At 65.6% G+C, this 23,414-nt stretch carries 17 protein-coding genes, 1 tRNA gene and 3 pseudogenes; 6 read left to right on the plus strand and 15 right to left on the minus strand.

Going from position 1 to position 23,414, the window contains the following annotated elements:
* The first annotated feature begins 218 nt into the window (after positions 1–218).
* Complete coding sequence (locus LRS08_RS04505; RefSeq protein ID WP_257844717.1) at positions 219–770, plus strand: hypothetical protein; 552 nt, start codon at positions 219–221, stop codon at positions 768–770.
* Between the two features lie 18 nt (positions 771–788).
* Here LRS08_RS04505 and LRS08_RS04510 read toward each other — a convergent pair whose 3' ends face one another.
* Both LRS08_RS04510 and LRS08_RS04515 read right to left on the minus strand, forming a co-directional pair.
* Entirely contained in the window at positions 789–1,520 is a 732-nt protein-coding gene (locus LRS08_RS04510) for an extensin family protein (RefSeq protein WP_257844716.1), read from the minus strand.
* The gene (locus LRS08_RS04515) at positions 1,517–2,299 is read right to left on the minus strand and encodes an NUDIX hydrolase (RefSeq protein ID WP_409456291.1); all 783 of its coding nucleotides are present in this window, start codon (positions 2,297–2,299) and stop codon (positions 1,517–1,519) included. Before LRS08_RS04515 ends, LRS08_RS04510 begins: the two co-directional genes overlap by 4 nt.
* Positions 2,300–2,375: 76 nt before the next feature.
* On the opposite strand from LRS08_RS04515, the gene LRS08_RS04520 reads away from it, so the two are divergent.
* Positions 2,376–2,753, plus strand: a complete 378-nt coding sequence (locus LRS08_RS04520; RefSeq protein ID WP_257844715.1) for a hypothetical protein — start codon at positions 2,376–2,378, stop codon at positions 2,751–2,753.
* Between the two features lie 114 nt (positions 2,754–2,867).
* Here LRS08_RS04520 and LRS08_RS04525 read toward each other — a convergent pair whose 3' ends face one another.
* From LRS08_RS04525 to LRS08_RS04560, 7 genes and pseudogenes are all read right to left on the minus strand, one after another.
* Positions 2,868–4,466: a site-specific DNA-methyltransferase gene (locus LRS08_RS04525; RefSeq protein WP_257844714.1), complete on the minus strand. Its 1,599-nt coding sequence runs from the start codon at positions 4,464–4,466 to the stop codon at positions 2,868–2,870.
* Positions 4,467–4,566: 100 nt separating this feature from the next.
* Positions 4,567–5,613 carry a LacI family DNA-binding transcriptional regulator gene (locus LRS08_RS04530; RefSeq protein WP_257844713.1) on the minus strand — a complete coding sequence of 349 codons (1,047 nt, stop codon included), beginning with the start codon at positions 5,611–5,613 and terminating at the stop codon, positions 4,567–4,569.
* 7 nt (positions 5,614–5,620) lie between these two features.
* A pseudogene (locus tag LRS08_RS20190) lies at positions 5,621–7,109 on the minus strand (tryptophan halogenase family protein).
* Positions 7,110–7,120: 11 nt separating this feature from the next.
* Positions 7,121–8,153 (minus strand): annotated as a pseudogene (locus LRS08_RS04545) (cupin-like domain-containing protein).
* Positions 8,146–8,862 carry a SapC family protein gene (locus LRS08_RS04550; RefSeq protein ID WP_257844711.1) on the minus strand — a complete coding sequence of 239 codons (717 nt, stop codon included), beginning with the start codon at positions 8,860–8,862 and terminating at the stop codon, positions 8,146–8,148. Before LRS08_RS04550 ends, LRS08_RS04545 begins: the two are co-directional and overlap by 8 nt.
* Complete coding sequence (locus LRS08_RS04555; protein WP_260481387.1) at positions 8,859–10,412, minus strand: tryptophan halogenase family protein; 1,554 nt, start codon at positions 10,410–10,412, stop codon at positions 8,859–8,861. The genes LRS08_RS04550 and LRS08_RS04555 overlap by 4 nt, the downstream gene beginning before the upstream one ends.
* An 84-nt stretch (positions 10,413–10,496) precedes the next feature.
* Positions 10,497–13,460, minus strand: coding sequence for a TonB-dependent receptor (locus LRS08_RS04560; protein WP_260481388.1), 2,964 nt, complete (start codon positions 13,458–13,460; stop codon positions 10,497–10,499).
* A 216-nt stretch (positions 13,461–13,676) separates the two neighbouring features.
* Between LRS08_RS04560 and LRS08_RS04565 the strand changes: the two genes are divergently transcribed.
* The 4 genes from LRS08_RS04565 to LRS08_RS04580 all read left to right on the plus strand — a co-directional run bounded on the left by LRS08_RS04565 (position 13,677) and on the right by LRS08_RS04580 (position 18,785).
* Positions 13,677–15,941 (plus strand): beta-glucosidase, encoded by a 2,265-nt coding sequence (locus LRS08_RS04565; RefSeq protein ID WP_257844708.1) that lies wholly within the window; start codon positions 13,677–13,679, stop codon positions 15,939–15,941.
* Between the two features lie 47 nt (positions 15,942–15,988).
* Positions 15,989–17,194, plus strand: coding sequence for an MFS transporter (locus LRS08_RS04570; protein ID WP_257844707.1), 1,206 nt, complete (start codon positions 15,989–15,991; stop codon positions 17,192–17,194).
* A 98-nt stretch (positions 17,195–17,292) separates the two neighbouring features.
* A tRNA-Leu gene (locus LRS08_RS04575) sits at positions 17,293–17,379 on the plus strand.
* Between the two features lie 173 nt (positions 17,380–17,552).
* Complete coding sequence (locus tag LRS08_RS04580) at positions 17,553–18,785, plus strand: tyrosine-type recombinase/integrase (protein ID WP_224921691.1); 1,233 nt, start codon at positions 17,553–17,555, stop codon at positions 18,783–18,785.
* A 2-nt stretch (positions 18,786–18,787) separates the two neighbouring features.
* On the opposite strand, the gene LRS08_RS04585 is transcribed toward LRS08_RS04580, so the two are convergent.
* The 6 genes and pseudogenes from LRS08_RS04585 to trbL form a co-directional block, all read right to left on the minus strand.
* Entirely contained in the window at positions 18,788–19,000 is a 213-nt protein-coding gene (locus tag LRS08_RS04585; protein WP_224921337.1) for a helix-turn-helix domain-containing protein, read from the minus strand.
* Positions 18,997–19,212 (minus strand): DUF2274 domain-containing protein, encoded by a 216-nt coding sequence (locus LRS08_RS04590; RefSeq protein WP_224921336.1) that lies wholly within the window; start codon positions 19,210–19,212, stop codon positions 18,997–18,999. Before LRS08_RS04590 ends, LRS08_RS04585 begins: the two co-directional genes overlap by 4 nt.
* A 9-nt stretch (positions 19,213–19,221) precedes the next feature.
* Complete coding sequence (locus LRS08_RS04595; protein ID WP_224921335.1) at positions 19,222–20,439, minus strand: TrbI/VirB10 family protein; 1,218 nt, start codon at positions 20,437–20,439, stop codon at positions 19,222–19,224.
* Complete coding sequence (gene trbG, locus LRS08_RS04600; protein ID WP_224921334.1) at positions 20,436–21,290, minus strand: P-type conjugative transfer protein TrbG; 855 nt, start codon at positions 21,288–21,290, stop codon at positions 20,436–20,438. The genes LRS08_RS04595 and trbG overlap by 4 nt, the downstream gene beginning before the upstream one ends.
* Positions 21,287–22,094 (minus strand): annotated as a pseudogene (gene trbF / locus LRS08_RS04605) (conjugal transfer protein TrbF). The gene trbG and the pseudogene trbF overlap by 4 nt, the downstream one beginning before the upstream one ends.
* Complete coding sequence (gene trbL / locus LRS08_RS04610) at positions 22,094–23,398, minus strand: P-type conjugative transfer protein TrbL (protein ID WP_224921332.1); 1,305 nt, start codon at positions 23,396–23,398, stop codon at positions 22,094–22,096. Before trbL ends, trbF begins: the two are co-directional and overlap by 1 nt.
* Between the last annotated feature and the right edge of the window lie 16 nt (positions 23,399–23,414).

The raw sequence follows: 23,414 nt of genomic DNA on the forward strand, positions 1-23,414 counted from the left end.
CGGTCGCGATGTTACGGGCCCGCAGCGTTTTGTTGCGCAAAAGCCGCACGCCGCGAACGATCCACAAGTGGCTGACTCGGTTCGCCGCAGCCATGTTGCGTTGCAATGTATGCTGTGATCACATGCTTAACGCGGGACGACGCAACATTATCGCGTCGTTAACCATGCGGGGAGCATGATCGCGAGTGGGCAATAGAGTGGGGTTGGGAGTGTAGGAGATGAGTGCACGGAGCAAGCCGGCCGAAGGGGCGATGACCCTGGCCGAGATGAAGGAATTTGCGGGGTTCGCCGCAGCGACGCAGCGCTATATCCGCCGCGCGCTCGACATCGGCCTCGACCGCAACGACGCACTGGAGCGCTGGTCGCGCGACGTGGTCGAAGCGGCCAGCATCCGTGCCCAGGCGCATATCTATGACCGGCTTCCCGAAATCCGCGCGCTCGTTCCGGACGATAGCGGGCTCGACGCGATGGAGCCGTTTCTCGCCCCGCTGATCACCGTTTCTGCCTTTGACCTGTCACAGGGTCGGCTGACCAGCTTCTCGGCCTATCGCTTCCTGTATGAGCGGCTGGTCGGGGCCGAGGTTCGCCCGTGGCTCCCCGCCGCCTTCTGCTCGGCTGCGGCGCTGCCGCACCTGCACCCGGACCTGCGCCGCAAGCTGCTCCAGTCGATCAGCGAAGCCGCCGCGACCGCGTCGGGCTGGTCGAACCGCCAGCCGGCTTTCTACCCGCAATGGGTGGAGAAGGTCGAGGCAGGGGCGCTGCCGAATTGAGATATCAAGCGGGCTTGCCTAGCGGCAGGCCCGCCACCCCATCGCGCCGCGTTCGGCCTGGTCGAAGTGGAAATGGTCGCGGTGCGCTTCGTTGTAGTCCGGTGACAGCACCGTCGCGAACAGGTCGCAGCCGCCGTCGCGCACCGCGCGCAGGAATTGCGCCTTTTCCCCCTCCCCCGCCCAGTCGCCGATCAGCGTGATGCGCGTGCCGTCCGCCAGGCGGAAGGCCGCGATATCGACGGCGTCGGCGGTGGCGTGCTCGCTCCAGCTTGCGCCCTCGCGGTTGTACATGCGGCGGCAGTTGTAGCTGCCGAAATGCTCGATCTCCGCGACGCGCTGGCCGAAGATGCGCTGGGCGGCGGGTTGGACCACTTCCCATTCCCATACCGCTAGCCCCGCCGCGACCGGGCAGGACACGCCCAGATCGGAGGGCGCGAAGCCGATCCGCCGCGCGCCGCCCTTGGTGAAGCGGACAGCATCGGTATAGCCGCACCCCTCCCCCTCGTCGCGCGCGGGCAAGGCGGTGTAGCGAATGCCGGCTTTGTCGAGCGCGGCGCGGCAGGCGGGGAAATCGTCGGTCAGCCCGGTGATCTTGCGCCCGGTGAACAGGCCAACCGGCTGGGACAGGTCGAGCTTGGTCCAGGGCAGATCCTGGGGCCGGTTGCGCAGCATCGCATAGACCAGCAGCGCCAGCGTCAGCAGCAATGCGGCGATGACGATCGCGCCGATCGTGGTGCGCAGCGCCTTCATGCCCGCAGCGCGGCGCCCAGCGCTTGCGCGATGACCGGGTAGCCCAGTCCTTCGGGAATGCAGAGATGGTCCACGCCGTCGCGCGCCTCGATCCAGGGGGTGATGGTTTCGATTGGGTGCGCCCGCGCGTCGGCGACCGCATCGTCGAAACTGTTGAACAGCGCCAGCCGCTCAAGGTTGCGGCGCGTCGGAAAGATCATGCGCACCTTGCCCGCATCGGCAGCGGCGAGCGTGTCGCGCGCGCTCGACCAGAAGAGCTGGCTGTTCTCGTTGCCGTCCACCGCCGGATCGGGCGCGCCATCGGGCCAGCGGGCGAGGTAGAAGCGCGTGTCGAAGATGCGGTGCGCGACGCCCTGATGCGGCAGCCAGCGGGCGAAGGGAACGAGCGCGGCGGGGTCGAACTTGGCTCCCGCGATCACCTCCGCGAACGGAATGCCGTCATAGAGCGCACGCCGCGCGGCCGGCAGGTCGGGCAGGTCGACGCCGATCGCCACCCCCGCCTCCTCGATGGTTTCGCGCACCGCCGCCACCCGCGCGGCGAGGTCGTCGGGGTCGTCGGGGAGCGTCGCGGCAAAGGCATGGTCGCCCGCATCCACCCGCCCGCCGGGAAACACCACCGCCCCACCGGCGAACCGCATCGCCGCCGAGCGTTCGAGCATCAGCAGCTCGGGCGGGCCGTCGCCGCGCTCGCGGAAGACGACGAGGGTCGCGGCGGGGATGGGGGGTGAGGTCTTCGGGCATTGGGGACGGGTGTATGGGGAGTGGGGCGGATGGGCAATGTGTGGTGGGCGTGCAGGACGAATGGTCGGTAACGACCCCATTGCGCGCATTCGTTGCATCCGGCAACGTCAACAGGTGAGCGAAATCAACCCAGACCAGAGTTTTGACAAAACGCTAGAACGTGTCCTTGACCCTGAGGGTGTTTATTGGATTTATGGCACCGGCGATGATGAGTGGGATCCGAGTGCCGATCATCTGGTCCAACTTCGCATCGACGTTCCACCTAGCCATGTCGATGTGGCGGTCATGCAAATGGAAGCGGACGGCTGGAACTTGAATGACAGCCCCGACACGCCTGACGATCCACAGCAGCGCCTATTCTTCAGAAGGCGCCAAAATCTACTGCCTGAATCGAAAACGAGGATGCTGACGACCGCACTGAAAGTCGTCTACCCGATCGAAGGCGCGCGACTGTGGACATGGATCACCGTTGACGACAAGAACGACGGTTAGTTTCCGCACGCCCTGACGCACTCTAAACTCTTGGGGTTGCTGTCAGCATCTCTTACGAAATTGCAGGGGCAACGCCAGCCATTCGCCTACCGCCCGATAGCCGTGAGCCCCCCACTAAAACAACACCGCCTGCTCCCCGCCCACTCGCTCCCTCGGCGCCGTCCGAAACGCCGCCGCATGATCCACCAGCGGAATGTCCGGCCGGCGCCCGCGGAACAGCTCCTCGACCGTCAAAATCTGCATCCGCGCATAACTGCGCCCGGTCGCCTCGCTATGGAACCGCCCCACCGCCGCCGCCTCGCGCAGCATCGGGGCGGACGGAGACGAGCGGGTGAGGACCACGCCGATCGGGGCACGTTCGCGCTCCATTGCCGAGTGGAGGTCGCGGACCACGCCGACGCCGACGCGCTCGCCGCCCTTGACCGAGACCAGAGCGCGCGCGGTCTGGCGGCGTTCGGGGCGGAAGTAGATGATGCCGTCGATCCCGCCGTCCGCGCCCTTACGCCGTCCGCCGAACGGCACCGCGTCGATCATCGACACTGCCCACCATTGGAACTGGTACGGGTCGCGCCGGGCGAGATCGGCGGCGGCGGCGCAGTCGCGCGGTGTTCCCTCGACCCGCAATGCCACGCCGGGGAAGGCGGCGCGCATCCGCTTTTCAATGAGGCCGATGGCGAGGTGGGTCACGTCGATTCCCGCCCAGCGCCGCCCGAGCTTTTCCGCGGCATGCACCGCGGTGCCGCAGCCGCAAAACGGGTCGAGCACCAGATCGCCGGGGTCGGACGATGCGGCGATGATCCGCTCCAGCAGCGCGATCGGCTTTTGCGTGGGATAACCCAGCCGCTCCTGCGCCTGTGAGTTGAGCGCGGGGATATCGGTCCACAGCGCCTGCACCGGCGATCCGCGCGCTTCGTCGAGATAGCGTTTGAGCCGGATGCCGCCGGTGCGGGTGAAGTGCAGCCGCCCCTCCCGGTCCAGCCGCTCCATCGTCTCGACCGGCATGCGCCAATAGGAGGTCACGCCCTTGTACGCATAGCTGTACCCGCCGCCCGACAGCCCCTTTGCGGTCAGATTGTCGTCCATCCACAGCCGCCCGTCGGGGTCGCGGTTGCGGAAGCGCGCGGCATAGTCGGCGTCATAGGGGGTGAAGAGCGGGTTCCAGCGCGGCCTTGCCCCCTTCGCATAGAACAGGATCGTGTCGGTATTGCGCCCGTAGCGCCCGCCATCGCTGTGCGCGGCGGTGCGTTTCCACGTGATCTCGTTGCGGAAGCGCTCGGCGCCGAACACAGCGTCGAGCAGCAATTTGAGGTAGTGGCTCGCGGTCGGGTCGCAGTGGAGATAGAGGCTGCCCTCTGCCTTGAGCACGCGGTGCAGTTCGATCAGGCGGATCGCCATCATCGCGAGATAGGCCATCATGTCGTTGGTGCCGAGCGCGCTGCGGAACGCGGCGAGCAGGTCGAAGGCGCGCGCGTGGCCGCTCTGCATCACCTGATCGAAGGCATCCTCCGCCGCGTCGTTCCAGTGCCACCTATCCTCGAACGCCCGAACCTGTGCGTCGGCGTCGCTGCCGGTCGGTGAGCGGAACAGGATATTGTAGTTGGCGTTCGAGTTGAACGGCGGGTCGAGATAGACCAGATCGACGCACCCGTCCGGGAAATGCGCCCGCATCACATCGAGATTGTCCCCGTAGAACAGGGAGTTGGCAACGCCCATCGAAGCCCCCGCCGCGCCGCGCGGTCGGCCGACGTTAGCGAATGCTGGCTGCGTCGGGACGCTGATCCGATCCGTTGTGGATCGATCTCAGCCCGAACGGCTAGGGTCGCGGCGGTGCGGTGGACTCGCGCACGGCAAGCCCCGGCGTGACCACCACCGGTGCGCCCGGTGTCTCGCGACCCGCGCGCGCGCCGATGATCAGCTCTACAGCGCGCGCGGTGACCGCCGCGATCGGCTGTTCGACCGCAGTCATCGCAGGGTGCGAAAAGCGCACCACCGGCGTGTCGTCGAAGCTGATGATCGACAGGTCGCCCGGCACCGACAGGCCGCGTGCGCGCGCCACCTCCAGCGTCGCCAGCGCCATCTGGTCGTTGCTGGCGATGATCGCGGTCGCGCCGGCGTCGATCAGCTCGGGCGCGCAGATGCGGCCGGATTCGATGCTGAAATCTCCCTGCGCCAGCAGCCCGTCGGTCGACAGTCCCGCCTCCGCCATCGCGCCGCGCCAGCCATCGACGCGCCACCCGCTCAGCTCATATTCGAGCGAGCCGGCGATGAAGCCGATCCGCTGATGGCCCAGTTCGACCAAGTGCTGCGTCGCCATTGCCGCCGCGATGTCGTCGCCCATCGTCAGCCGGAACCCCGGCCCTTCGGTCAGCGACCCGATCCGCGCCAGATCGATCCCCGCCGCGTCGAGCAGCGCGATGATCTCAGGGTTCGCCGAGTGCGGCGGGGTGAGCAGCACGCCATCGGGCTGAAGCGCGGCGATCGCGGCGGACAGCTCGCGCTCGATATGGTCGCTATGCGTGTCGACCAGCTCGACGATCAGGCGATAACCATGTTCGGCACAGGTCAGCATGCCGCCGAGCAGCATCTGGTCGACCCAGTCGGTGCCCTCGCGCGCGCGCCACCCGGCGATGGTGCGTTCGCGGTCGTTGAGCGCCATGATGAGGTAGGAGCGCGACCCGCTCATCCGCTGCGCCGCGATCGACGGGACATAGCCGAGCCGCGCGATCGATTCCTGCACGCGCTCCATCATCTCGGGGCGGACGTTCGGTTCCTTGTTGATGACGCGGCTCACCGTCTGCAGCGACACCCCGGCGTCCGCTGCGACATGCTTGATCGTGACCGCTTGCTTGCGACGCGCCATGTGCGGGTCAGGCCGCCGCAGGTTCGGCCGCGCCGCAATAGCGGGCGACATAATCGGCATGGGCGGGAAGCCCGTCAACGGTGCGGCGGACATCCTCGCGGATGCGCGCGAGCGTACGGTCGAGTTCGTCGTCGGTCATCTTGCCCGCGATCGGGTGCCATGCCTTGGGCGCGATGCCCTGCCCCATCATCACCTGGACCCAGCTGTTCTCGGCGAACAACTCGTCATTGCGGCGGAAGACGCGGCCGGTTTCGCGGAACAGCTCGATCTTCTGGGTCAGGCTGTCGGGCACTTCCATCGACGCGCAATGCCGCCAGAAGGCGGAATCGCGGCGGTCGGTTGCCTTGTAGTGAAGGATCAGGAAATCGCGGATCTGCTCCATGTCCTGGAATTGCTGGTCGTTGAATTCGGCGATGTCGCGTTCGCTGACCCGGCCCTGCGCCGGCATCATCCGGATCAGGCGCAGCACGGCGCGCTGGATCAGGTGGATCGAGGTGGATTCGAGCGGCTCCATGAACCCGCTGGCAAGGCCGATGGCGACGCAGTTGCGGTGCCATTGCTTGCGCCGCGCGCCGGTGACGAAGCGCAGCTTGTTGGGCGGGGTCAGCGGCTCGCCCTCGAGATTGTCGAGCAGCCGTTCGAGCGCTGCGTCATGGTCGAGATACCGGCTGCAATAGACGATGCCGTTGCCGGTGCGGTGCTGCAACGGGATGCGCCATTGCCAGCCGGCATCATGCGCCATCGCGCGCGTATAGGGGACCGGCGGGCGGACATTGGGGGTCTGCAACGCGATGGCACTGTCGCAGGGCAGCCAGTGGGTCCAGTCGTCGTAACCGGCGTGCAACGCCCCCCTCGAGCAGCAGCGCGCGAAAGCCGGTGCAGTCGAGGAACAGGTCGCCCGCGACGCGGGTGCCATTGTCGAGCGTCAGCGCGGCGATGTCGCCGCTCTCGCCGTCCAGCTCGACGCGTGCGATCTTGCCCTCGATCCTTGTGACGCCGTCGCCCTCGGCCATCTGGCGCAGGAAGCGGGCGTAGAGACCGGAATCGAGCTGATAGGCATAGTTGACGCGGTCATCGGGCAGCTGAGCGAACTTGCTCTCCATCGCGGCGACCAGTTCGAGGCAATAATCGTCGTAACTGTGAGTGTGGCCCTTGCTGCGCGCCTCCAGCCAGAAATGCTGGAAGCCCGCCGACCAGTGATCCTTCCCGGTGAAGCCGAAGCTGTGGAAATAGCGGTGGCCCGGCTCCTTCCAGTTGTCGAACAATATGCCGAGCTTGAACGTCGCCTGGGTGGCGCGCATGAACTCCGCCTCGTTGATGCCGAGCAGGCGGTTGTAGGTGACCAGCGGCGGGATCGTGGATTCGCCCACCCCGATCGTGCCGATCGCGTCGGACTCCACCAGCGTCACGCTGACGGTGCGCCCCATCGTCCGCGCAATCGCGGCGGCGGCCATCCAGCCCGCGGTGCCGCCCCCGGCGACGACGATCTTCTGCATCGAGTCTTCCTTCACCGGCCGAGCTGCCGCAGCAAATAGGATCGGATGCGCGACGCCGCCTCGGGCGTCATCGGGTCGAGGATGCCGCGCCCGCCCTCCGGGATATGCGCGGTGACGCTGGCGTCGGCGTCGAACACATAATGGTCGAACAGCTCGCGCCAATGCGCCTTCTGCTCCGGCGGCAGGTCGCGCACCGACAGCATCGCGTGGTTGAGCGCGTCCTGCGGCTGGCCGAGCCAGATCGGCGCCTCACGCCACCAGTAATTGAGCAGGATATTGAACGGCTCCAGCCCCTCGACATGGTGGTACCACATCGACGGGATGTGCAGCGCGTCTCCCGGCTCCAGCTCGACCACCTGCGCGTGCGCCAGCGCCTCGCGGAACCTGGGATGGGCGGCGAAGTCGGGATGATGGAAATCGACCATGCTAACCGCGCGGCCGGCGGGGGGTGTTGTCGACCGGGCCGAGATAGAGGTTGCGGAACTGATCGGGCGGGAACAGCGTGAACCGGCGACGACCCGCCGCGACACAAGCGAGGTTGGCGGGGAAGTCGTTGTGCGCCGCGATCCGCGTGCGCGTGCCGATCCAGATGCTGGCGAGGCAGTTGCGGTCGCCCAGATCGACGTGATTGGCCTCGTGCAGACCCTGAAAGAAGTCGTGCACATCGATCGAGGCGAGGTAGATCGGGGGAGCGTCGACGCTTCCCTCGGTCGCGTCGATTTGGGCGAAAATCTCGGGGAGCTTGGCGCGGAGCGTGCGGAAGTTCATTGCCATTGCCGCATCGTAGAACAAGCGCCCGTCATCCCCCGGTGCGCCAACCGCGACGGTGAACTGCGCGTCGCGGCGGTGGCGCAGCAGATAGTCGCGCGCGGTGCGGCCCGACTCCAGCCCCGCCCGGACCAGCGGCCACTCCTTCACCAGCCCGCGTACCACGAACGGCGCGGTTGCCACGCGCAGCTGCGCATCGAGCGCGGCGCTGTCCGCGACCCGCACTTCCGGCACCTGCGCGAGGCCCGTGAGGATCCCGGGATCAGCCTCAGCCATCCGCATTCCGTCGGTTCTTGCGCGCGATCAGCGCGGTGAAATTGCCGATCGACGCGACCGCCATGAACAGCGGCATCAGATGCCCGTCGCGATGCAGGTCGCCCAGCGCGTCGCCGTCGAGCGCGCGCAGCCGGTCCTCATTCACCGCATGGAAGCCGACCAGGCTGTTGGTCGATCCGTCGTCAAGCGTGATCTCCAGCGTCAGCGGTTCGAGCAGATCGTGGCGTCGCAGCGCGGCGAAGAAGTCCGCCGATCCCTGCCACCCCGCATCGAGCGCGCCGAGCTGTTCGGCGATGGTTTCCAGATAAGGGGTCGGGCGACCGGTGTCGTCGAATACGCGCACGCCCTCGTCGCCCGCGATGCGCGGGCTGGCGAGATCGACATGGACCTGTTTCGGCCCGTCGCCCGATGCCGGCCCGCCGATCAGGAACGGCTGGATGTCGATCGTCAGCGGAACATAGTCCGCGTCCCAATGGCCATCGTTGAGGAACAGGTTCTCGCCATCCTGAAACCCGAACATCGCCAGCGCCATGAAGGCGTCGCGCTCGACATCGCGGCGGAACAGGATCGGGTAATGTGCCTGTACCCGGCGGAACTCGTCGGGGGTGGTGATGCAGGACATCACCGCATCGCCATAGGCGGCGTCACGCTCGCGCCGGATGCGCAGGTCGCGATGGTCTTCGGGGGTCAGGACGGCGTGGTCGGTCATGGTATCTCCAGCGCCATGCGTGGCGCGGCGGCGCGCAGCGCGTCAAGATAGGCGCGGTTGGTGGGAAGGCTGGCGGCAAGCGCGCGGCCGCGCTGAGCCGCCTGCGCCATGCCGCGCGCGACGCCGACGATATCGGTCGCGATGGCTGATGGCGGCGGCGCGGGGAAGCCCATGCCATAAAGGACGAACTGGTGGCTGGCGGCGGGGAAGATTTCGTCGACCATCGGAAAATCCGCGATCGACGGCGGCTGGTGCCGCCACAGCTCCAGCAACTCCTTCAGCCGGTCGGGGATCGATGCCGGGTCGCAATGCGCGCGCCAATAGGGATCGGTGCGCGCGCTCGGGACATAATGGAGCTTGAGGAATTCGACGATCCGGTCCCAGCGATAGCGGAACAGGCTGTTGAACCGGCGCGCATGGATGTCCATCGCACCGCGCGTCGCGGGAAATCCGTCGAGCAGCGCGTCCAGCGAGAGTTCGATCAGCACGATTGCCGATGCCTCGAGCGGTTCGAGGAAGCCCGCCGACAGACCGACCGCGACGCAGTTGCGCTCCCAGAAGCGTTCACGATGCCCCGACCGGAAGCTGAGCTTGCGTGCGCCCAGTTCCGCCGGGTCGCGCCCGAGATAGCCGGCCAGCGTCGCGGCGGCCGCATCGTCGTCCATATAGGCCGAGGCATAGACGCACCCGACCCCGCGCCGCGTCGGCAGGCCGATGTCCCAGATCCATCCTGCGGCGTGCGCGGTGGCGTCGGTCTGTGACGCGATCGGGCTGGCGGGATCGACGGGCAGCTGCACCGCGAGCGCACGGTCGTTGAACAGCACGTCGCTGCGGTCGATGAACGGCACGCCGAAATGCCCGCCGATCAGCATCGCGGCATGGCCGGTGCAGTCGATAAACAGGTCGCCGGAGATCGGATCACCATCGCGGATGCGAACGGCGGCGATATGCCCGTCCTCCCGCGTCTCGACGCCGGTGACATGCCCGCGCACATGCCGCACGCCGAGCCGATCGACGCCGTGGCGCGCGAGCAGCGCGGCGAGCTTGGCGGCGTCGAGATGATAGGCATAGTTGAGCGCGCCGCCATAGCCGGGCATCGAACGCTGGCGCGGCGCGAGGTGCAGATCGCATACCCCCGGCTGGGGCGAGACTGTAGCGGCAAAGGGCTGGTTGCCCGCCGCCTCTCGCCATCCGGCGATCAGCGCGCGGGCATCGCCGTCCACGGGCGGGCTGAACGGGTGATAATAGGCATCGCCTGGCGCGCCATTGGCCCAGCCGATGAAGCGCGACCCCTGTTTGAACGATGCGTCGCAGGCGGTGAGGAACTCCGCTTCGTCGATGCCGATCCGCTGCAGCGTTCGCCGCATCGTCGGCCAGGTCCCCTCGCCCACTCCGATGGTCGCAATGTCCGGGGATTCGATCAACGTCACCGACAGCGGCCGTTCGGCATTCCGGTCGGCCTGCGCGGCGATCAGGCACGCGGCCAGCCATCCGGCGGTTCCACCGCCGACAATGACCACGTTCTGCACGCCCTGATCCACCTGCATCATCCGATTTGCCGCGCCCCCGCGCAGCTTGGCCCCCCGGCTAAAAAAGGCCACCCTCCGAAGAGGGTGGCCGGGGGGAGAGGTCCGTCAGAAGCTGAACCGCACGCCCGCCGCGTAGCGGGCAAAGCCCGGCGAGGCGAAGAACACGTTGCGGTCCGAACGGCGATGCCCACGCCGGCTCTCGCCGGTCAAGTTGATGACCTCGCCAAAGACCGTCAGGCCCTTGGTGACTTCATAGCTCGCGCTGGCATCGATCTGGCCGTAATCCTGGACATAGAACGGGTTGGCCCCGGTTCCGGCGAGGAATTTCTGGCGCCAGTTGTACGCGACGCGCGCCTGCAACCCGCCCTTGTCATAGAACAGTACCGCGTTGGCACTGTCGCTGAGACCGGGGAGTGCGAACTGGGTCACGGTCGACGGCTGGGTTGCGTCGAACGTCGCATCGCCGCGGACGATCGTATAGTTCAGGATCGCGCCGAAGCCGGTGTCCCAGAAGCTGTGCTGAATGGCGAATTCGAAGCCATAGAGCGTTGCCGTCTGGTCGCTGTTGACCGGCGTGTTGACCTGGAAGTTCAGCAGCGGATCTTCGGGCAGTGCATAGATCTGACCGATCGGGCAACCGCTGGGGTCGGTTCCGGTAACCTGAACCGAGCCGGGATAATTGTTGAAGATATAGCCGCGGATGCCACAGGTCGTGGCTTCCGCGCCGGCGGCCACAGCCGCATTGTAGCGCGGTCCGTTTGCCACGGTGCGCAGTCCGAATGCACCCTCCGTCACGCGATCCTGCGAGATGAAGTTCGCGACATCCTTGTGGAAGAAGCCAGCCGAAATATAGCTGTTGCGACCGTAATACCACTCGGCCGACAGGTCGATATTCTTCGACTTGTAGGGGAGCAGACCCGGGTTGCCGCGGCTGCCGGTACCAAAGGCGATGCGGAACTGCGCGTCGAGCGTCAGGCCACCCTGCAAGCTGCCATAATCGGCGCGCGTGATGGTGTGGCTGTACGACGCACGCAGCTTGATGTCGTCGGTCGGCGAGATGTCGAAATCGACCGAGGGCAGCCAATTTTCATACGACCCCTTGAACCTCGAGAAGTCCGAGTCACCCGAATAGATGATGTAAAATTCGTTCGCCGCGTTCCACGACGTTCCGGTCGGGACCGGCACCAGCGCGGACGAATTGATGTCGGTATGCTCGTAGCGCAGTCCGGCGACGACGTGCGCGTCGTTGCCGAATGCACCGAACTTGCCCCTGAACTGGAAATAGGGCGAGACGGTCTTTTCCGTGATCCGCCGGTCGACCGTATAGTCGGCAAGGCAGGTGCCCGCCGCCGCCTTGCCGATCTGCGGATTGCGACAGGTGCCGTACAGACCGTCGATCAGCCCCACCATCCGCTCGAAATCGAACGTGTACAGGCTCGGGATGATGTTGGCCGCGCCATCCATTCCGGCGAACTTGTCCGGAAGCGAAACCAGGCTGAAGATGTCGTCGGGAATGTCCGATGCCGGGCCGGCACCGCTCCATGTCTCGTTCTGGATAAAGCCATAGGCAGACCGGACCTTGTTCTCGGTATAGGCCATGCCGAAATCGATGCCGTCCAGGAAACCGCCATCATGGTCGTAGCTGCCGCGCAGCTGCACCTGGTTGATCTCGTCCCGGAAATAGGCGTTGCGGAAGGCGTTGCCGCCCGGCGTGATCAGCGCGGGATTGAGCGCGTTGATCCCGGGATGCATGGTGTAGGAGATCACGGGCAGCGCGGTGTCGAAGTTGATCGTCTGCGACGCGACGCCGAACACTGCGTTTCCGACCGACACGCTCGAACCATATTTGTTGGTGGGTTTCGATTCCGCGGTCGAATGATGCGCGTCGAGCACGACGGTGACCCCGCCGGGCGCTTCCCAGGTCAGATTGCCGCCGAGCGAGTGGTTCTCGCTCTGGTTGGCGACCAGCGAACCGCTGTACGACAGGTCCTTGCGCTCCAGTGCGCCGAACGCTTCGGAATAGAAGATCGGGCCGGCGATCGGGCCGTCGGTCCAGTTACTCGACACGTTGTTGAAATTGAACCAGATGCCGACGCTGTTGTTGCGAACTTCAACCTTGTTGCGCGAATAGGTGTAGTCGAACGTCGCGGTCAGCGATTCGGTCGGGCGGAATTGCAGGACAGCCTGGCCGTTGATCCGCTCGCGGTCGATGTCGTTGAGGTTGTACGAGCCGTTCTGCGGCACCTCATATACGTCGTTGCCGCTCGGGCGGTTCTGCTGCTGCGCGTTGTTGGGCAGCGAACCCCAGTTATTCTCGGTACCGAGATAGCCGTCGCGCCAGTCGGTGTTGTAGCTGTTGTTGCTCGCCTTGCGCCGCTGGTACGATCCGGCCAGCAGGATGCCGACCTTGTCATCCATGAAGGTCGTGCTGAAGATACCCGATACTTCGGGAGTGATCTCGTCGCCCTGGTTGTATGACGTGTCGAGCACGCCCTTCACCGCGATGCTGCCGCGCAGGCCGGGGTTGTCGAGCGGACGCGGCGTCTTGATATTGATCGACGAGCCGATACCGCCGGATGCGATCGAGGCACGTCCGGTCTTGTACACTTCGACCCCGGCGATCCCCTCAGCCGCGAGGTTGGCGAAATCGAACGAACGCGACGAAGGCGGGCTCGCGCCATCGCCCAGCGTCGAGGTCGGCATCTGGCGACCGTTCAGCGTGACGAGGTTGAATTCGGGACCAAAGCCGCGGACGGTGACGGTCGATCCTTCGCCGTTCGACCGGTCGATCGAAACGCCGGTGATGCGCTGAAGCGATTCGGCAAGGTTCGTGTCGGGGAACTTGCCGATATCCTCGGCCGAGATCGCATCGACAACGCCCTGGGCATCGCGCTTGATATTCATCGACGTTTCAAGGCTCGCCCGAATACCGGTGATGACGACTTCCTCGCCCTCATCGGTCGGCGCCGCAGCGTCCGAATCCTGTGCAAATGCCGGCGCAGTCGCGATTGCCAGCGTCGAAACGCCGATCACCAATCGCGAAAGTGCGCGTGCCTTCAGGTCACGCATTTCCCATCCTCCCCGTTACGGCGCGCCATTCGCGCTCGTGTTGAGAACGTTCACTTGAACCCGTTGTACAACGTTGTCAAGCGGCTGTGCGCAGGGTGCCAAAAAGCCTAACCCGCGCATTTCCGCTATTGTGAACGTTCTCAATCTATGCTGTCTGGGCGAAGAATGGCGTCGGCGGGGAATCCGCACGGCATGCGTATCTGGAGGGGAATTTCGATGTCGAGGATGATTGCCGCACTCTTGTCTGCGGCCGCCGCCGGCGCACTCGCCACCAGTGCCGGAGTCGCGCAGCAGGCTCCCAAAGCTGCGGCCAAGTCGACCGTCACCGCCAAACAGGCGCGCGCCCGCGCCGACGCGATCGTCGCAAAGCTCACGCTCGACGAGAAGATCATGCTCGTCCACGGACTGTTCCCGCCGATGGCCAACGGCAAGACGCAGAACGAACTGATCCCCTCCGCCGGCCATATCGACGGCGTACCGCGCGTCGGCATTCCGATCGTGCGCGAAAGCGATGCCTCGCTTGGCGTCGCGAATCAGGTCGAACAGCGCAAGGGCGATGTCGCTACCGCCCTGCCCTCCAGCCTCGCCACCGCCGCGACCTTCGACCCCGAGATCGCGCGCGCAGGCGGCGCGATGATCGGTGCCGAAGCGCGCGCCAAGCGTTTCAACGTCCTGCTCGCAGGCGGCGTCAACCTGACCCGTGACCCGTGGGGCGGGCGCAATTTCGAATATCTGGGCGAAGACCCCCTGCTCGCGGGCGAGCTGGCCGGCGCGCATATTGCGGGGGTCCAGTCGAACCGCATCGTCTCCACGATCAAGCATTTCGCGCTCAACGCGCAGGAAACCGGACGCATGGTCCTCGACGCGCAGATCGACGAGGCGGCGCTGCGCGAGAGCGACCTGCTCGCCTTTCAGATCGCGATCGAGAAGGGCAAGCCCGGATCGGTGATGGCCGCGTACAACAAGGTCAACGGCCATTGGGCGTCGGAAAACGACTTCCTGCTCAACAAGGTACTGAAGCGCGACTGGGCCTATCCCGGCTGGGTGATGAGCGACTGGGGCGGGGTCCACACCACGGTCAAGGCCGCGATGGCAGGCCTCGACCAGCAATCGGGTCAGGAACTGGACAAGGCGATGTTTTTCGACGCGCCACTCAAGGCCGCGGTCGAGAAGGGCGAGGTGCCGATGGCGCGGCTCAACGACATGGTCGCCCGCTATCTGACCGGCCTGATCCTCACCGGCGCATTCGACACGCCGATGCCCGCCGCCGCCCAGCCGATCGATTACGCCGCCAATGCCGATGTCGCGCAGCGCGCTGCGGAGGCCGGCATCGTGCTGCTCAAGAATGACGGCGGCATCCTGCCGCTGGCCGCGAGCGCGAAGAAGATCCTGATTATCGGCGGCGGCGCCGATGTCGGCGTGCTGTCGGGCGGCGGCTCCAGCCAGGTGCGCTCGGTCGGCGGTGCGCCGATCGAGATTCCGCTGGCCTATGGCGGCTCCGCCTCCTTCGCGCGGATTACCTGGCATGCCTCATCCCCGCTCGCCGCGCTGCGCAAGGCAGCGCCGGGAGCAACGGTCGACTTCACCGACGGCCGCAACATGAACACGACGCTGGACGCTGCCGCCAAGGCCGACATCGTCATCGTGTTCGCAACGCAATGGACGACCGAGGCGGACGATGTTCCCAACCTGCGCCTGCCCGACCATCAGGACGCGTTGATCGCGAACGTCGCAAAGGCCCAGCCGAAGACGGTCGTCGTCCTCACCACCGGCGGCCCGGTGACGATGCCGTGGCTGTCATCGGTCCCGGCTGTGGTTCAGGCCTGGTATCCCGGCCAGCGCGGCGGCGAGGCGATCGCCAATATCCTGACCGGCAAGGTCAATCCGTCGGGCCGCCTGCCGATCACCTTCCCCGCGCGCGAGGCACAGGCACCGCGCCCCACGCCGGTCGGCCTCGACCTGCTCACGGGACTCGAGCGCGATGCGGCGTCCAACCCCGCTGCGGGCGGCGATTTCAGCCTCCAGACCTTCCCCGTCAAATATCCGGAGGGCAGCGACGTCGGCTACCGCTGGTACGAGAAGCAGGGGAACAAGCCGCTCTTCGCCTTCGGCCACGGCCTCAGCTACACCCAGTTCGCCTATGCCCAGCCGCAGGTGACGGGAGGCAAAAAGTTGACCGTCAGCTTCACCGTCACCAATAGCGGCCAGCGCGCCGGGGCGGATGTGCCGCAACTCTATGTGACCCGCGATGGATCGGGCAAGCCGATGCGCCTCGCCGCATTCCAGCGGGTGACGCTCGACCCCGGCGAATCGCGGCGCGTGACGCTGACCGCCGAACCGCGCATCCTTGCCGATTACGACGCCGCCCTGCCCGGCTGGCGGATCGCGGGGGGCAGCTATCGCGTCGCCATCGCCCGCGATGCGACCGACCGGTCGATGACGCTCACCACGACGCTCGACGCGGCGACGATGAAGCCCTAGCCATCGGATAAGCGCCGCGCATCCACGCGGCCGAACGGGCGGAGAGGGTGACGACCGACAACGGTTCAGGCGGCGCGAGGCGGCGCGGGACGGGATTCATCCTGCTGGTCGCGCTCGCCAATGCGGGGGGCGTGATCGCGTTCCTGCCGCTGCTCAGCTTGTTGCTGCCGGTCAAGATCGCGGAGATCGCGGGCGAGGCGCGGATCGGTCTGTTCACCGCCACGGTGATTGCCGGCGCCATCGCAGCCAGCCTGTCGAACATTGCATTTGGCTGGGCCAGCGATCGCGCGCTCGCCCGGGGCGGCACGCGGCGATCCTGGGTCGTACTGGGCCTCGCCCTGCTCGGGCTATCGTTCGCGGCGGTGGCGCTGGCGCAGACTCCCACCGCGATCATCCTCGCGATCATCCTGTTTCAGGTCGCCGTCAATGCACTGCTGTCCCCCATGTTCGCGATCATGGCCGACGAAGTGCCCGGGGCCCAGATGGGCCTAGCCGGCGGACTGATCGCGCTCGGCTCCCCACTCGCCTCCGCGGTCGGCGCGCTGATGATCGGCCTCAACCTTGCCGGAGCAGGCGCGCAGCTCGGCTTCGTGTTCGGCGCCGTTCTCATCTGCGTGGTGCCACTGCTGCGGACCCCCTCGCGGCTCGCGGTCCCGGACAGCGCCAGCGCCCCGCCCCGCCTGCTCGGGCGCGATCTCGCCATTGCCTGGACCTCGCGGCTGCTCGTTCAGGTCGCGGGGAACGTCCTGTCGCTCTATCTGGTCTATTATTTCGTCAGCATCGACCCCGATCTGTCCGCCGCCAAGCAGGTCGGTCCGATCGGGCAATTGATGACGATCGCCTACCTGCTTCCGCTACCCGTAGCGGTACTGCTTGGCCGCTGGTCCGACCGGATCGGGCGGCGCAAGCCGTTCCTGCTGGCCGCCGCCGCAGTCGCCGCCGCCGGGCTACTCGGCCTCGCCGTCGCGCGTGACTGGGGAGTCGCAGCCTCCGCCTTCGCGCTATATGCGATGGGGTCGTCGGTGTTCCTGTCGATCCATTCCGGCTTTGCGATGCAGTTGCTGCCCAGCCCCGACCATCGCGGGCGCGACCTCGGCCTCATCAACCTCACCAACACGCTGCCCGCGCTGATCGGCCCGGCGCTGGCCTGGGCGCTGTCCACCCCGCGCGATTTCGGGCCTGTGATGCTGCTGCTCGCGGCGCTGACCCTGCTCGGCGGCGGGCTGGTCCTGGCCATTCGCCAGCAACGCTGAGCGGCGTCGCCGAAAAAAATCGAGACGGGGTGCTGATTTGCCGGGCAAGCCGGTTGACAGCCCCCGGACGCCCCCGTAGAGGCGCTCGCCTACCCCGTGCCCAGATGGCGGAATTGGTAGACGCACCAGCTTCAGGTGCTGGCGATCGCAAGGTCGTGGAGGTTCGAGTCCTCTTCTGGGCACCAGAGGCCTTTCCGGCGACGTCCGGGAAGGTCCAGTAAGCAGCTGGTTTTACAGCATATTTTCAGTGAAAATCGCCGAATGGAATCCGGGCTCATCCACCCGAATCCATCGGCAGCACCATCAAAATGATGGTGTTTTTGATGGTGCCGGCGAGCCCTTTGGAGCTAGCACCATCATGGCACTGAATCACATCCAGATCACCAACGCCAAGCCCAGGGACAAAGCCTACAAGGTAGCCGACTCCGAGGGGCTTTACCTTCTCGTACAGCCGAACGGCGCGAAGCTCTGGCGTATGAATTACCGTCACCTTGGTCGGCAGAAGACACTGTATTTCGGGGCCTGGCCCGAGGTGGGAATCGCAGCGGCACGCCAGCGACGGACCGAAGCGAAAGAGCAGATCGCCGCCGGACTCGATCCGTGCGCAGAGAAGAGACTCTCTCGAATCGCGGAGAAGATCGCATCCGACAATACGTTCAAGACGGTTGCCGAGGAGTGGCTCGACAAGATTGAACGGGAGGGTCGGGCGCATGTCACGCTGGAGAAGATTCGCTGGCTATTGGGCATGGCCTATCCCACGATCGGCAACCTGCCGATCTCAAAGGTCACTGCGCAGGACGTGCTTTCCGTGTTGCGCAAGGTGGAGGCAACTGGGCGCTACGAGAGCGCCCGCCGGATGCGCAGCGTACTAAGCCGCGTCCTTCGCTATGGCATCGCAACCGCCCGAGCAGACCGCGACGTAGCGGCCGACCTTCGCGGTGCCCTCATCACACCCAAGGTCACGCACCTTGCAGCCATCACGACGCCGAAGGAAGCTGGTGCGCTGATGCGCGCGATCGAAGGCTACACTGGCCACGAGATTACTGCGGTCGCACTTCAGCTATCGCCGTACTTGTTTGTCCGGCCAGGAGAGTTGCGCAAGGCCGAATGGGCCGAAATTGAAGCGCAGAATGCAATCTGGTCGATCCCGGCGGAGAAAATGAAAATGCGCCGCCCGCATCGGGTGTCGCTGTCCCGACAGGTCATGGCGCATCTCGATCACCTTCATACGCTCACCGGACATGGGAAATACCTGTTTCCATCCTTCAGGTCGGCGGACAAGCCGATGTCGGAGAACACGATCAACGCAGCGCTTCGCCGGCTTGGCTACAGTCAGCAGGAGATGACCGCGCATGGCTTTCGCGCCATGGCAGCAACGCTGCTCAACGAGATGGGCATCTGGAACCCCGATGCGATTGAAAAGCAGCTCGCTCACCTCGACGGCAGCGCGGTGCGCCGCGCTTACACGCGGGGAGAATATTGGGACGAGCGAGTCCGAATGATGCAGCACTGGTCGGACCATCTTGACCAGCTGCGTGACGGCGCAGCAATTTTTCGTCCGATCTTCGGGAGCGGAGGCGGTCGACGATAGGGTTAGCCGCCGACCAGCTCCTTGAGGCTGCGATATGGTATGAGTGTCGACCGACCGACCTTGACCGTCTCAAGATCGCCAGACTGGATAAGTTCATAAAGTCGAGAGCGGCTGATCCCCGTGATCTGGACCGCTGTCGCGATGCGCACGGACAATGGCTCGATCGCGACACCGCCATGCTCATGGTTCCGCGTCGGCAGGGAGGGTGAAGTCATGATTTCGCCTTCCCGCGGCTGAAACCGCGATCGCTCTCAAGAAAGGAGCGAAGCATATAGGGGATCAGGTCAGTCACCTGCTCCGACTGACCATAGGCATCCCGATAGGCTTCCGCGTAGTCCGCCAGCAACTGGTTCAGGTCCGGCGTGATGGTGATGGTGAGCTTGATCGGCGTGCGATCAGGCAGCTTGGTCAGCTTAATGGTTGGCATCGTTGTCTCCTAGCCGCGCCAGGGCGCGAGAATCAGGTCGCGATGGACGACCAGCCGAACAGGGGCGCCGGGCCGGATCGTGATGGTCGGCTGAACTTGCAGGTTGCGCGACGTGATCTGGTCTCCAGCGCGGGAGACATTCTGCTGGGTCGATTCCCGAATTGCTTGAACGAGATCGCTTTCACCGGAGAAGGAGAGGTTGGCACCGACGCCCAACAGCGTTGAAATCGCGACGCCCTTGAGCAGCGTCCAGGTGTGGAAGTCGACCTTGTCGGCGAGTCCCGCATAGCCCGACGGGTCGGTCGCGGGGACGTTATCTAGCCGGATCGAACTGCCGTCGGGCAATATGATCCGCTGCCACACGATCAGCGCGCGCTTCTGCCCATACGCTACGACGCTGTCATAGCTGCCGATCAGCCGAGCGCCCTGCGGAATGAGCAGGATGGAGCCGGTTGCGCTGTCATAGACCCGTTCGGTGACCTGGGCGGTGACGAGGCCGGGGAGATCTGACCTAAGACCGGTGATCAGACCTGCGGCGATCACGCTGCCGGCTGAAAGCATATTTGGTGATGCAGGTGGGGTCAGCCGATCACCGTTGACGTCGCCGCCGGAATCGCGCTTGGCCACAAAATCGGCCTTGCGCTGCTGGGCGTTGGGATCGCGGTCCGGGTTGACTGCAGGCCGCGGCGCATCGGCGCTTGCCACCGGTGCCAGAGGCAATGCTGCCTGAGCCTCAGCGGTCGGGATTGGACGACTGCCCGACTGAACGAGCAACCCGGATTCTCGCGCAGCTCTCAATTCAGCAGCGCGCCGCTCACGTTCGGTTGCTGCCGCCTGATCGGCCCGGGCTGCCTCTCCTTCCACCGGCTCGGTTCCCATTGCGCGCTGATGATCGAGAATGGGTCGGCCGAGATCACCAGGCAACGGCGGTCCGAGCTTGGGTACGTCGCCATAGCCGCCCGGAAGTGCGCTGAGCGCGTCGGTAGGGGGCTTCGCAATGATTGTCCGATCGTCAGCCTGGCCTACGAGCTGCAGATTGGATGGCCTGAGCGCAACCCAGGCGGTTGCGACAAGGCTGACGGAGCCGAGCGCCGCGATCGCCACGATGGCACCGCGCTTGAAACGGATCGCCCGCGCCGGCTGGGCGCGAAGTGCCAGTGTTTCCGGATCAGCCTTGCCGGGCGCTGCTTGGACATCAGTCGCCGGCCGATCATTCCCGTCGGTCATGATCCCCTCCGTGTCTTAGCGCCAGCCGCCAGCCGGCTGATGCGGACGACCTGCTGATTCTTCGTGCCGAGACGAAGCTCCGCAGCATCGAAGATCCGATCGACCACGTAGAAACGGCCCTTCACCCGATAGTTGACCAGCTGGGCCTCGCCCTTTGCGTCCACCAGAAAGATCGGGGGAGCCACCCCGACAGCGAGCGACGCAGGAAACTCGATGAACGTCTGCCTGCCATCGTCGAACGCGCGTAGCGGCCGCCAGGAAGGACGATCGCCCGATACGACATAGTTGAAATGAAGAGTTTCCACCTCGATGCCGGCGGCCACCGGGGCCATTGCCTCGGCGGCCGTGGCCGCGCGTTTGAGGGCGATCAGCGCATCCTGCGGATAGGTCCATGAGAGCGCAGCCATCGCCGTCTTCCCGACGCTGGTGAGCGCAATATGATAGCTGCGGCGGTCAGTGGTGATCACAAGGTTGGTCGACAACCCAGCACTGAACGGTTTGACCAACACATGCGTACGCTTCGCGGTGCCCGATCCGCTGGTCGTATCGCCGATAACCCAGCGAGCCGTGTCGCCGCTGGCTACCGCCACGAGCGTTTCCCCTGGCTGGAGCGCAATGTCGGTAACCCGCCCGGGTGCGGTCATCACGCGATAGATTGCCCCTTCCGTAAAGGGATAAACCTGAACGGCATGCAGGAAACCATTTGCAGCGGGTTCGATGGTTGCAAGGCGGTTGGCGGATGCGACCGTCCGTTGCGTCGGGCTGCTTTGAGATGGTGAAGCCCCGGCCGCATGCGCTGCTGGCGGAAGGGCAAGCACCAGCAGGGATGGCACTGCAAGGTAGCGGATCATGGCTGTGTCTCCGGATTGGGGGTCGGTTGTGCGGCAAGGTTCGGATCGAGCGGCGAGCCCAGCGGCAGGTTGTCTGAGGACGGAGGCGGCGGCGTGCGCGCCGGGGCGGTGACCGTTGCCGGCTCGATCTCGCGGCTCCAGTCGATCGCATCGACGTAGATGCCGAGCGGATTCTTGCGAATCGTGTCCGCCGATACGGGCGGCTTCGTCACGATCGTCAAAATCCCCGTCCAGGTCGATGATCCCCCCCGCACTCCCGCGCTCGTAGGGCGTTTCGGTCCATTTCACCTGAAACGATCGCTCCGAGGCGCGGACGACGCTGGTCACCTGCACCGCCACGGTTCGCTCGCCGATCCGGGCGAACGGGTCCGCAGCCCTTGCATAGTCGTCGAGGGATCGGGCGCCGCGCTCGGTCACGAAGGCGTAGGCTGATAGCCAGTCGCGGCGCATCAGCACCGGGTCGAGCGAAACAGCGCGAACATTTTCGATGAACTTCGCCAGATGCCAGGCGATCTGTGGGTCTGTGGGCTTGTATCCAGCCTCGGCCTCGGTGACCGCCCGTGCCTCGCCAAGACGATCGACCTCGACCACATAGGGCGTGACCCTGCTCTGGAGTGACTGCCAGATGAGTGCGGCAGACATGGCGCAGGTGAGCGTCAACGTTCCGAACGCCATTAGCCGCCAGTTTCGGGCCTGAACCCGGGCCGAGCCGATCCGCTCGTCCCACAGCTGACTGGCACGTTGGTAGGGCGTTTCGGGCTGGGGTGTCCGTCCGTAGCGCTGGACGGCGCGCTTGAAGATCATCAGTCGTCCCTTTCCTTGATGTCGGGGTGAGCGGAGGCACCGCCACGATCGCCCTGTTGAATCGAGTGCAGTGCGATCTGACGGTGATGACGAGCGTTTTGCTGCGCGCGCATCGATTGAGCCCATTCGGGCGCTCCTTCGCCGACAGTCGTTGAGGAGGCAGGCTCACCTGCGCCGGACCGATTGAGCGCGTTCCAGGCAGCCGTGCGGCCGCTCGATGCGGCTTCGCCAAGCCCGAGCGCGCTCGACGCGCGATCGCGGGCGGCGTTACCTGCGGCGCGGGCGACGCCGCCAAGGCCGGCAGCCATGGTCGGCGACGGGGCGGTGTCCTTGCCGAGCGTGTAAGCGGTCGATGCAGCCGATCCCATTGATGTCCCGGCGCGGACCGCGCTGAGCGCACCGCCCCCGATCGCGCTGGCCGCGCCCATCGTCGCACCGCCGGCAAGCATGGTGACGCCCGCCGCGCCGGCGGCCGTACCGAGCGCAGCGCCTGCACCCAGCTGCGGCGCGCCCGCTACCAAACCGGAGGCGATGCCGGGACCGAAGATACCGAGGCCGAACAGCGAAAGCGCGCCGAGCGCGAGGCTCATCGCGGCACCGAGATCGGGCTCTTGTCCCTGCATCGAGGTGGTAAACTCGGCGAAAAAGTTCGAACCGATGCCGACGATGACCGCGAGCACCATCACCTTGATGCCCGAGCTGACCACATTGCCAAGCACGCGCTCGGCGAGGAAGCTGGTGCGGTTCCACAGCGCGAACGGCACGAGGATGAAGCCGGCGAGGCTCGTCAGCTTGAACTCAATGATGGTCACGAACATCTGCACGGCGAGGATGAAGAAGGCGAGGATGACGATCGCCCAGGCAAACAGCAGGACCATGATCGTCAGGAAGTTCTCGAAGAAGCTGACAAAGCCCATCATGCTCGAGGCCTGCTCGAGCAGCGGCCAGGCGGCGCTGAAGCCGGTTGATGCGACTTGTCCGGGGCGAAGCAGGTCGTCGGCCGACAGCGTGCCGCCGCCAGCCGTCAGTCCGGCCTGGGCGAACGATTTGAAGATGATGTCAGCAAGCGTCGAGAAGCTGTTCAGGATGAACGCGAACGCACCAATGTAGAGGATTTTCTTGAGGAACCGGCCAAGGACGTTGTCGTCGCCACCCATTGCCCAGAACAGGCCAGCGAGCGTGATGTCGATCCCTATCAGCGTCGCGGTGAGAAATCCGACGTCATTGCCGAGCAGCCCGAATCCGCTGTCGATGTAGCGGATGAAGGCCTGCATGAAGCGGTCGATGACATTGAGATCTTGCACGGTTCGGCAGCTTTCG

The organism is Sphingomonas sp. J315 (assembly GCF_024666595.1).
Classification (GTDB): Bacteria; Pseudomonadota; Alphaproteobacteria; order Sphingomonadales; family Sphingomonadaceae; genus Sphingomonas.